This is a genomic window from Azonexus caeni, assembly GCF_048146105.1.
Classification (GTDB): domain Bacteria; phylum Pseudomonadota; class Gammaproteobacteria; order Burkholderiales; family Rhodocyclaceae; genus Azonexus; species Azonexus aromaticus_B.
In genome coordinates, this window is record NZ_JBKJAD010000013.1 from 105,829 (window position 1) to 114,964 (window position 9,136).

Consider the following 9,136-nt stretch of genomic DNA (forward strand, 5'->3'; position numbering starts at 1 on the left):
TATCGACGCCCTTTGTGAAAGAATCCAGGTAACCCAATATTTTTAGCAGGTTTTCTATGCTCGACCGCGAAGGCTTTCGCCCGAACGTCGGCATCATTCTTTGCAACGCCAAAAACGAGGTCTTCTGGGGCAAGCGTATACGTGAACATTCCTGGCAGTTTCCACAAGGTGGCATCAAGCGGGGCGAAACCCCCGAAGAAGCGATGTACCGGGAACTGCACGAAGAAGTCGGGCTACGTCCCGAGCACGTGCGCATACTCGGGCGGACCAAGGGGTGGCTGCGCTACGAAGTGCCGAATCAATGGATCAAGCGCGAATGGCGCGGATCTTACAAAGGCCAGAAGCAGATCTGGTTCCTCCTTCGTCTGGTCGGCCGCGACAGCGACGTCAGCTTGCGGGCGACCGCCAAGCCGGAGTTCGACGCCTGGCGCTGGAACGATTACTGGGTGCCCTTGGAGGCCGTGATCGAGTTCAAGCGTGGGGTCTATCAGCAGGCTTTGAATGAGTTAGTGCGTTTTCTCGATCAGGATCGTCGCCCTTTCCGGCAATCTCGTGCGGGAGAGGTCATTTCAACAGACAGTGAGGATAGGGGATGAGTATTTGTCCGCTTTGTCGTGCACTTGTCATTTTTCTGATTGCTCTTTGGGGCTTGCCCTGTGGGTATGCAGCTAGTCTTTTCGGCTTGGCAGAGGATGAGTCCAAGTGGCAGGAGCAGGAAGTTAGTTTTCCTGAACTTCCCAAGAATGACTCATGGTTTGCCTTTGATGCTCGTTCACTCTCGGCCCACCGTTTTTTTGTAGACCTCGCGTCACTGAGCGTTGGTAGCGACGGTGTTGTCCGTTACGTCTTGCTGTTGGAGGCTCAGGGCGGTGCTCGCAACATCCGTTTTGAAGGGATGCGTTGTTCGACCCGAGAGTGGCGACTCTATGCCACAGCTAGAAGTGACGGCACTTGGGTGAAGTCGCGGAACGAGAACTGGGAAAAACTGCGTGATGGGGTCGCTGGCCGACATCGCGTCACTCTGTTTGCCGATTATTTTTGTCCTGGCGGTGTGATTGCGCGGGATGCCGGCGAGGTGGAAGGGGCTTTGCGCAAAGGCGGGCATCCGGATAACCATCTGTGGTGAAGCCATGACTATCGATGATTTGGTACTCGAGATTGATCGCTGTCTGCGTACCTTGGCAGCTCCCGCGCGTTCGCGGCGGCCGGTTCCAGGTGATGCCCTTCCGGAGGCTTCGTTGGGTGAGGCTGAGCGTCTCCATGCGCTGGGTCTGATGCGGGTGAATCACAGCGGCGAGGTTTGTGCTCAGGCTCTTTATCAGGGGCAGGCCTTGACTAGCCGCCGCAGTGAGGTGCGCGACGCACTTCAGCAGGCTGCCGACGAGGAGGTTGAGCATCTCGCCTGGACCGAGCAACGGATTCGCGAGCTTGGTGGGCGGGTCAGTCTGCTCAACCCGTTTTGGTACATGGGGGCGCTGTCGCTGGGTGTGTTGGCTGGAGTCGTGGGTGACAAATGGAATCTGGGATTTCTGGCGGAAACCGAGCGTCAGGTTGAGTCTCACCTTGATGGGCATTTGCGGCGCTTGCCTGTCGAGGATGTTCGGTCCCGGGAAATCGTCGAACAGATGCGTGTTGATGAACGGGGACACGCCGAAATGGCGGTGCGGTTTGGCGCAGAAGAGCTGCCTTTGCCAGTTCGCCAGGGGATGAAGGCGATGGCCCGGGTGATGACCGGGCTCGCCTATCGCTTATGACTGTAGGACCTCATCAAGAAGGGGTGCTTGCCGTTTCTTCGATGATTTCATAGCTGGTCGTGATTGCGGCCGTTTGAGCCAGCATGATCGAAGCGGAGCAATATTTTTCCTTGGATAGGCCGATTGCCCGTTCCACCGCTTCAGGTTTGAGGCTTCTGCCTTTTAAGCGATAGTGGAAGTTGATGCGTGTGAATACTTTGGGATCGGTTTCGGCGCGCTCGGCGTTCAAAGTCACGTCGCAGGCGGTGATTGCTTGGCGGCCTTTCTTCAGGATCATTACAACATCGAAGGCGGTGCAGCCACCTGCGCCGGCCAGCAACATTTCCATTGGTCGCGGTGCTAGATTGCGTCCCCCCGCCTCCGGTGCTCCATCCATCACTACCGCGTGTCCGCTGCCGGTTTCCGCGAGGAAGGACATCCCCGCGTCGCTTCCTGTCCATCTGACTGTGCAGTCCATTCAGTTCTTCCTGTTTGAGAGGTGGTGTGGTGCGAGATTTTACTCGCTAAGTTCCGCCTGCCTTGTTGCAATGCAACATAATCACCTTGGCTGGAAAGAAATCATCGTCACGCGCGGTGTGTTATTTATTGGTTCATGAGTTTATTTTCTGCTATATAAAGAACAAAAAAACAACAAGTTATGTTCTATAAATTAAAGCGATTTAAATATAAGCCAATGGATGGTGCAGCGCACAAATATTTCTTGCGATAGGGGGGCTGTTTGGGCAGAATGGGAACCGTTGGAACTGTGGTGCGGTAATGGTCCTCAGTTCAGATTTGTCTCCTCCACCCTCCTCCTTTGGTGTGGATTTAACGCGGCTCAGCGAGCCGCGTTTTTTTTTGTTGGTGCGTCCCCGGGGCGCGCTTGCTTGGAGGTGAAAGTCCCCCGCGTGTCTGGCAAGGGGGGGGGGCGTGGGTGACTGCGAGTCCGGAGGGCATGCGAAGCAAAGCGCTGGCCTGACAAACAGGAAGTGGGTATGGGTGCTACGGCGAGTTGAGGCGGCCGATAGAGGTTCCTGATCAGATACGGGTAGAGCCACTGCCCTTGTTCCTGAGGTGGCAAGTAAGTCATGTCTCCGCGCCACACTTGGCCGGGTGGGGGGGGCAATGTGTGTGGTCGGCGTTCGCGCCGGCTGTGGCCCTCGGTGGCGGTACGACCCCGTCGTTCGGGGCAATGAGTGCGCTGGATGGCTCGACTTGCTGCGTCAGATCAACCGCGAGAGCCTCAGAGGCAAGGCGCTGCATCTGGTCTGCGGCAACTACGCCCCTTTTCGCAGGCATTCCAAGGTCACGGAATGCTTGGGGGGCATCCGCGTCTCCATATGCACTTCACGCCAAACCCCGCTTCCTGGCTCGACATGGCCGAACGGTTCTTCCGCGGTGTCTCCACGGGGGGGGCTGGTGCGCGGTGTCTTCCACGGCGTGCCTCCAGAAAGCCTTCCGCGCCAATCGGTAGTTTGGTTCGAAGAAAAGCGAAGCGCTACACTAGTAATGCCGTAGAAGCAGAAATTTCTGGGCTACAGCCCGGCCTGGCACAAAGCCCTGAAACTCCGGATTGCGCCGAGCGGCTTGCAACGGCTGGAGGGTAAGGTTCTGGAGGTGCTCAAAGTCGCAGGAGGGCGCGGCCCGGGCGACGCCGTCGCGGAACAGAACTCCGCCCGGCATGGCTGAGCGGCCTGCCGAAACCAAGTGGGCGCTGGAAGACGTGGATGGCTGGCTCAGGCTGTATTCTGTGGTGACAGTGGAGATGTCCTTGCGTGCGGGGCAAGATGCCTATGCAGGCGGGGCGAGGGGGGCAGTCGTCTCTCTGTTCTTACAAAACGAACTTGATAAGGCAAGATTGATTGACAGGAGTGTTGCGTGCGGTTATAGTCTGCAGCTTTCTCAATTCTGCGCCCCATTTTTCAGGACGGCACACACATGAAAACGTTTTCCGCCAAGCCACATGAGGTGAAGCGCGAGTGGTTTGTGGTAGACGCCACAGACAAGGTGCTCGGCCGCCTCGCTACCGAAATTGCCCGTCGTCTGCGTGGCAAGCACAAGGCTATCTATACGCCGCACGTCGATACCGGTGACTTCATTGTTGTTACCAATGTCGAAAAAATTGCTGTTACTGGCAATAAGGCTGAGGCCAAAAAGTATTTCCGTCATTCGGGTTATCCGGGTGGGATTTACGAAACCAATTTCAAGAAGATGCAGCAACGTTTCCCCGGGCGTGCCTTGGAAAAGGCGGTCAAGGGTATGCTGCCGAAAGGGCCGCTGGGTTACGCTATGCTGAAGAAGCTGAAGTGCTATGCTGGCGATCAACATCCTCATACTGCTCAGCAGCCCAAGGCGCTGGAAATTTAAGGGACAATCATGGCAGAGGCATATTTCTACGGTACTGGCCGCCGCAAAAGCGCAGTGGCTCGCGTTTTCATGAAGCGCGGTTCCGGTGTGATCGTTGTTAACGGAAAACCCGTTGATCAGTTCTTCTCTCGGGAAACCGGGCGCATGATCGTTCGTCAGCCGCTTGCTCTGGTCGAGCAGCTCTCGGGTTTCGACATCAAAGTGAATGTTACCGGTGGCGGTGAATCGGGGCAGGCGGGTGCGGTTCGTCACGGCATCACGCGTGCGCTGATCGAATTTGATGCAGCTCTGAAGCCGGCTCTCTCTAAGGCTGGGTTCGTTACTCGTGATGCTCGAGAGGTTGAGCGGAAGAAAGTGGGTTTCCACAAGGCCCGTCGTCGCAAGCAATTCTCCAAGCGCTAGACCTTGTTTCGAAAGCCGCCTTCGGGCGGCTTTTTCTTGGGGCGTCCGGCAGTGAGGTTTCCTCGGTTTTTCGTCTGCCAAAGGGGGGCATGCTGCTTGTTTTTCATGGCATTGCCGGCTGAGCTAATCCATCAGAAACTGCATAGGTGATTTTTGGCCGAGGGTCGGATACTGTCTTCCTGTTGTCGAAGACCTCGGTGTATTCGAAGCTGGCAGCCTTCATGTCGGCACGAGGGGTATGACGAATCCCATGTGCCCTCTCATGTTTGAAGTTGTTGAAAAGTTCTCTGGCGGCGCGTTATCTCAACATTCTTCCTTGCGACTCATCGACCAGGCCATGCCGTATTCCTTGGGCTCGTTGTGAAACGCATGGCTGGCGTAGTGGCTGCCCCGCTAGAAGTGGTGCGACAACCAGCGGCGCTGGTTTCTTGCGAAATCAGGCCATGCTTAGGGCATCCGTCACAATGTCCGACATCCACACTTGATTCGGCGCGGTCGGAGTAGCGTTTCTGGTGAGCAGCTTTTCCGCTGCGGGTAAGTCCGTGCTTCGAGTCGGTGGTAACCTTGTGGCGCTGCTTCTCTTGTAACGGGCGTAGATTTTGTTCTTGCGCATCAGTCGTTCCACCCGTTCCTGGCAGGCAGAGAGGTCTCGTGTGTGCCGCGAAGCATTCGCAGGCTAGGCCCTTTTGAGTACGGCGCGGATGAGCGAGCATCTGCCTGACAGGCGCTTGCGATCCGGCTTGCCGCCTCGCTTCCTGTCCCGATAACCACCGATGCTGATGTCGAGGGTGTCACATTTCGGCGAGTCCAAACGGATTTCCTCGCTTTGCAATCCAGGCGTACTTCACAGAACAGCCCTTGCGAACTATGTCGCCGCATTTTTGCGATTCCAAGCTCCCGCTTGGGCCGGATGTTCTCGGTTCGCCGCCGCGATAACTCCATTTCTTCTGGCGTCATCACCTCGCCGCCAGACCAATGAGCTTGCCCTCAGTCGCCGTCCTGGCCCGGTTGCGAAGGGGCGGGTGGCTCAACACAAGCTCCTCGCAAACTTTGCTGACACTCTGCCCATTCTGCCACCGGTTCCTCGAACTCGGTCGTGTATGTCTGTTTCGGTGTCTTCATTTCCTGTCTCCCAAAAGTGGCGCTAATATTTTGGTCGCCTTTGACAGATGAAATTTCGAGGGAAGGGCCAAAGACTGTGCAGGGATGCTCGCCTGCTCTCCGCTGCGGTTTCTTCGTGGAGTGGCAGGCGCTTGGCGCGCTACGTGCTTCAAGCTTCGGGGGGGGGGCGCACAAAACTGTCTGTCGACGTGACATAATTCGCGGTCCGTGGGCTGTGTAGTGTTCCTGTGAGCGATTAATGCCAACTCCCGCTGTCAGTTTGCGTTTGAAGCGTTTCCGAAGTCGTTTTGGTATTGCTGCGCCGCGCGTTGTAGTGCGCACCGCTTTGCCTGGCTATTGGTTTGCTGCAGGCGCCGCAATTTTCCTTTTCGTCCTGTTTCTCGTGCTCTGGTATTTTCATGCCGGCGGCTTTGGTGAGAGCGAAAAGCTTGCTCAGTTGCGTGAGCGTTTGGGGAGTCAGCAGGCGGAGCTTGCAGCGTTGCGTACCATGGCGGGGACTGGGCAGAGTGCGGTCAGTATGGAGCGCGCTGCCCAAAAGCAACTCGTCACAAGAATTGCTGAGCTTGAGGCAGAAAACGCCGCGCTAAAAGAAGATATGCTGATATTTGAGCGTCTTATTCCTGTGGTTGGTCAGGAGTCTGTCGTTCGAATTGAAAGTCTGCGAGTCGTTCCTTTGACGGGTTCGCAATATCGTTATCGCTTGCTCGTTGCCTATCAGGCGGCGCAGCGCGCCGCCGTGTTTCAGGGGCGATACGAAATAAGCGTTGTTTTCAAGGATGCCCAGGGGGCTGTGCGGCGCCTGCCTTTGAGTGGTGGTTTGGAGATTCGCCACTTTCTTAGGCGCGAAGGTGGGTTTGATTTGCCTAGCGGTTGTACTTTGCTCTCGGTTGAGGCTCGTCTGCTGCAGAATGCTAAAGTTGTCGCTGAACAAAAAATCGATTTTTAGTCGGAGGCTTGTTCTGCGTTTGTAAATTCGCCGGAGGAATCGAATGTTCGGAAAAAAGGCGCCAAGTGGAGCTCAGGCAAAAATCGATAGTTTGATCGGTGCGGGAACCAGCGTGGAAGGGAAGGTTCGCTTCGGCGGCGGGTTGCGCATTGATGGCGAGGTGCGAGGAAGTGTTGAGTCGGTGTCTAACGACGGTTTGACTACCCTGGTGCTCAGTGATCAGGCTCGCATAGAAGGGTCGGTCGCTGTTGGGCACTTGGTGATGAATGGCACCATTTTGGGGCCAGTCTCCGTGAGTGATTCCCTCGAGATGCAGCCGAAAGCCAGAATCGTGGGGGATGTATCCTATGCTGCCATCGAAATGCATCAGGGGGCTGTCATTGAGGGGCGTTTGATCCATGTCGAGTCCAAGGGGGAACCAATTCCCCCAGAGCGGGCCTAATCGAACGAGTTTTGTTCGTTGTTTGTTTTTGTTTTTTAGGAGTGTTTCATGAATGAATTTGTTGAGAATATTGCGCCGATCATCTTTACCGACAGTGCTGCTCGGAAGGTTAGGGAGTTGATTGAAGAAGAGGGGAATGCTGATCTTAAGCTGCGCGTTTTCGTTACAGGGGGCGGGTGTTCTGGTTTTCAGTATGGGTTCACGTTTGATGAAGAGGTTGCGGAAGACGACACCACGATGGAAAAGAATGGTGTGCAGCTCCTTATCGATCCAATGAGCTATCAGTATCTGGTCGGTGCCGAGATTGACTACACCGAGGGGTTGGAAGGGTCCCAGTTCGTCATTCGTAATCCCAATGCCACTTCGACCTGTGGTTGCGGTTCCTCCTTCTCTGCTTGATTCGGCGGGTTCTGCTATTGACGCAACACGATAATGCTTGAGCTATCCGAATCAGTTCCCATGTTGAGCGGATGGAAAAAGACGATGCAAGATATTCGACGTTGGAGTGACTGCACGGAAGGTGCTGGCAAGTGGAGCAGTTGCATCGCAAGGGCTACGGCGTGATGCAAATTGTCGAGCTCAATGGGCTTTCTTGTCTGTCGCGTAGCTGCTTCGCTCCGCAGAGGCCGATCAAGAGGGCCTGCGAGCATAACCGTCTGGCGACCACCGGTCTTTTGGGGTTGGTAGGGGTAGGGTAGCAACAGCGAGTTCGGTTTTGGCGATCAGGTCTGCGACATTCCAAGGCAGCAGGACGTCGAGTTTGCTGATTCGGTAGTCAACAATTCGCTCGGTCACGGAATACAGATGGCGGCCCCTCCCGGTAGGTCTTGCGCCACAAAAACAACCGCTTGGCGTTGGTGCCATGTTTGGGAGGGCAATCTGTGCAACCGAAGTAGCAGGGCCGTAGCCGTTTCTTCAACGATCGCCCGCTTCGGCGCCAGCGGGCCGGTAGGGGCGTCGTATTGAAGCAATGATGGCGCCGACGACCGGGCGCACTTTGGCGCCCAGGTCTACGCGAGCGGCAAGATCGCCAGCTACCCGCAGGTGCGTGCCGTCAGCGTCACGGCTATTCCCACCCATCTGGTGTCGGATATCGCCTTTGGCGAGTACGGCCAGAACGAGGTGCTGTACGCCAAGACGCTGGTCGAAGGCATCGCCGATCATTCACTGACCGTCTTCGACCGCGGCTTTCTCTGTGCCGAAATTCTGCTGGCCCTGGCGGGCCACGAGCGTCACTACTTGATCCCCGCCAAATCCAACACGAAGTGGGAGGTGCCCTCGGGCACCGCAGGCGATTGCCTCGTCCGCATGCGGGTCTCGCCCCAGGTACGCGCCAAGGCGCCCGAGTTGCCTGAGCACCGGATCGCCCGGGCCGTGCGGATGCTCTCCGCCAATGGGAAACAGCGGATTCTCCTGACTTCCCTACTAGATCGTCAGCGTTTCAAGGCCGACGCGCTGGCCGCGTGCTATCGGCGCCGCTGGGAGATCGAAACCAGCTATCGCGAACTCAAGCAGTCCATGCTGGGCGAGGCGCTCACCTTGCGCAGCCAGCAACCAGATGGGATCAAGCAGGAAATCTGGGGGGCGCTGATCGCCTATAACCTCGTCCGCCTGGAAATGGCCAAGGCGGCCATCGAGGCCCGGGTCGAGCCGACCGATCTGAGCTTCCTGCGGGCGCTGCACATCCTGCAGCACGAAATGATCTGGGCCGTTGGCATGGCGCCCGGCAAACTACCGGCCCATCTCCAGCGTCTGCGAACCCAGCTTCAATACGCCATCGTGGAAAAACGACGGGGGCGTCAATGCCCCCGTATCGTCAAAGCCCTGCCAAAACGCTACACCGTTCGTTACCTGAAGAAAGACATTAACTGAACGGCATTAGGGCCAGGGGGGGGGCTTCTTTCGGGATCCCCTTCATTGTTAAATATGTCATTTGAAACTTTGGGCTTCCTCAGGTCTGATCGATCGTGTGATTTTGGAAGGTGTTTTCAATAAAGTTTTCCGAAACGTGTTGACGCGCCAAATTTGATGTGTAGAATGCGCACCTTCCTTGCGGTGCCGGGGTTTTCGGCGGAGTGAGGCAAGCGGTGAGGTGAAAGAAATTTTGCTGAAGTGCTTGACGGA

At 56.4% G+C, this 9,136-nt stretch carries 9 protein-coding genes and 2 pseudogenes; 9 read left to right on the forward strand and 2 right to left on the reverse strand.

Translation table 11 applies throughout. The features are described from left to right. The first annotated feature begins 56 nt into the window (after positions 1-56). From ACLIIZ_RS13370 to coq7, 3 genes are read left to right on the forward strand one after another with little or no spacing between them, the layout of a single operon-like run. Positions 57-596, forward strand: coding sequence for an RNA pyrophosphohydrolase (locus tag ACLIIZ_RS13370; RefSeq protein WP_416692885.1), 540 nt, complete (start codon positions 57-59; stop codon positions 594-596). Next, a complete protein-coding gene (locus ACLIIZ_RS13375; RefSeq protein WP_416692887.1) occupies positions 593-1,126 on the forward strand; it encodes a CNP1-like family protein in 534 nt (177 codons plus the stop codon). Before ACLIIZ_RS13370 ends, ACLIIZ_RS13375 begins: the two co-directional genes overlap by 4 nt. A 4-nt stretch (positions 1,127-1,130) precedes the next feature. After that, complete coding sequence (gene coq7 / locus ACLIIZ_RS13380; protein ID WP_416692890.1) at positions 1,131-1,754, forward strand: 2-polyprenyl-3-methyl-6-methoxy-1,4-benzoquinone monooxygenase; 624 nt, start codon at positions 1,131-1,133, stop codon at positions 1,752-1,754. A gap of 13 nt (positions 1,755-1,767) precedes the next feature. On the opposite strand, the gene ACLIIZ_RS13385 is transcribed toward coq7, so the two are convergent. Then, positions 1,768-2,211, reverse strand: coding sequence for an OsmC family protein (locus ACLIIZ_RS13385; protein WP_416692891.1), 444 nt, complete (start codon positions 2,209-2,211; stop codon positions 1,768-1,770). A gap of 546 nt (positions 2,212-2,757) precedes the next feature. Then, a pseudogene (locus ACLIIZ_RS13390) lies at positions 2,758-2,920 on the reverse strand (IS3-like element ISAzo10 family transposase); the annotation flags it as partial. 751 nt (positions 2,921-3,671) lie between these two features. Between ACLIIZ_RS13390 and rplM the strand changes: the two are divergent. The 6 genes and pseudogenes from rplM to ACLIIZ_RS13420 all read left to right on the forward strand — a co-directional run. After that, complete coding sequence (gene rplM / locus ACLIIZ_RS13395) at positions 3,672-4,100, forward strand: 50S ribosomal protein L13 (RefSeq protein WP_416692892.1); 429 nt, start codon at positions 3,672-3,674, stop codon at positions 4,098-4,100. Between the two features lie 9 nt (positions 4,101-4,109). Next, complete coding sequence (rpsI, locus tag ACLIIZ_RS13400) at positions 4,110-4,502, forward strand: 30S ribosomal protein S9 (RefSeq protein WP_416692894.1); 393 nt, start codon at positions 4,110-4,112, stop codon at positions 4,500-4,502. A gap of 1,360 nt (positions 4,503-5,862) precedes the next feature. Then, positions 5,863-6,570 carry a DUF6776 family protein gene (locus tag ACLIIZ_RS13405; RefSeq protein ID WP_416692896.1) on the forward strand — a complete coding sequence of 236 codons (708 nt, stop codon included), beginning with the start codon at positions 5,863-5,865 and terminating at the stop codon, positions 6,568-6,570. Positions 6,571-6,613: 43 nt separating this feature from the next. Continuing rightward, a complete protein-coding gene (locus tag ACLIIZ_RS13410) occupies positions 6,614-7,012 on the forward strand; it encodes a bactofilin family protein (protein ID WP_416692898.1) in 399 nt (132 codons plus the stop codon). 48 nt (positions 7,013-7,060) lie between these two features. Then, on the forward strand, positions 7,061-7,411 hold the full coding sequence (gene erpA / locus ACLIIZ_RS13415) for an iron-sulfur cluster insertion protein ErpA (RefSeq protein ID WP_416692900.1): 351 nt from the start codon (positions 7,061-7,063) through the stop codon (positions 7,409-7,411). A 612-nt stretch (positions 7,412-8,023) separates the two neighbouring features. Next, a pseudogene (locus tag ACLIIZ_RS13420) lies at positions 8,024-8,884 on the forward strand (IS4 family transposase); the annotation flags it as partial. Between the last annotated feature and the right edge of the window lie 252 nt (positions 8,885-9,136).

Bases quoted from the DNA above. Each gene is read 5' to 3' on its own strand.
- ACLIIZ_RS13370 (WP_416692885.1), top strand. From the start codon at position 57: ATGCTCGACCGCGAAGGCTTTCGCCCGAACGTCGGCATCATTCTTTGC.
- rplM (WP_416692892.1), top strand. From the start codon at position 3,672: ATGAAAACGTTTTCCGCCAAGCCACATGAGGTGAAGCGCGAGTGGTTT.
- ACLIIZ_RS13385 (WP_416692891.1), bottom strand. From the start codon at position 2,211: ATGGACTGCACAGTCAGATGGACAGGAAGCGACGCGGGGATGTCCTTC.
- ACLIIZ_RS13410 (WP_416692898.1), top strand. From the start codon at position 6,614: ATGTTCGGAAAAAAGGCGCCAAGTGGAGCTCAGGCAAAAATCGATAGT.
- erpA (WP_416692900.1), top strand. From the start codon at position 7,061: ATGAATGAATTTGTTGAGAATATTGCGCCGATCATCTTTACCGACAGT.
- coq7 (WP_416692890.1), top strand. From the start codon at position 1,131: ATGACTATCGATGATTTGGTACTCGAGATTGATCGCTGTCTGCGTACC.
- ACLIIZ_RS13375 (WP_416692887.1), top strand. From the start codon at position 593: ATGAGTATTTGTCCGCTTTGTCGTGCACTTGTCATTTTTCTGATTGCT.
- ACLIIZ_RS13405 (WP_416692896.1), top strand. From the start codon at position 5,863: ATGCCAACTCCCGCTGTCAGTTTGCGTTTGAAGCGTTTCCGAAGTCGT.
- rpsI (WP_416692894.1), top strand. From the start codon at position 4,110: ATGGCAGAGGCATATTTCTACGGTACTGGCCGCCGCAAAAGCGCAGTG.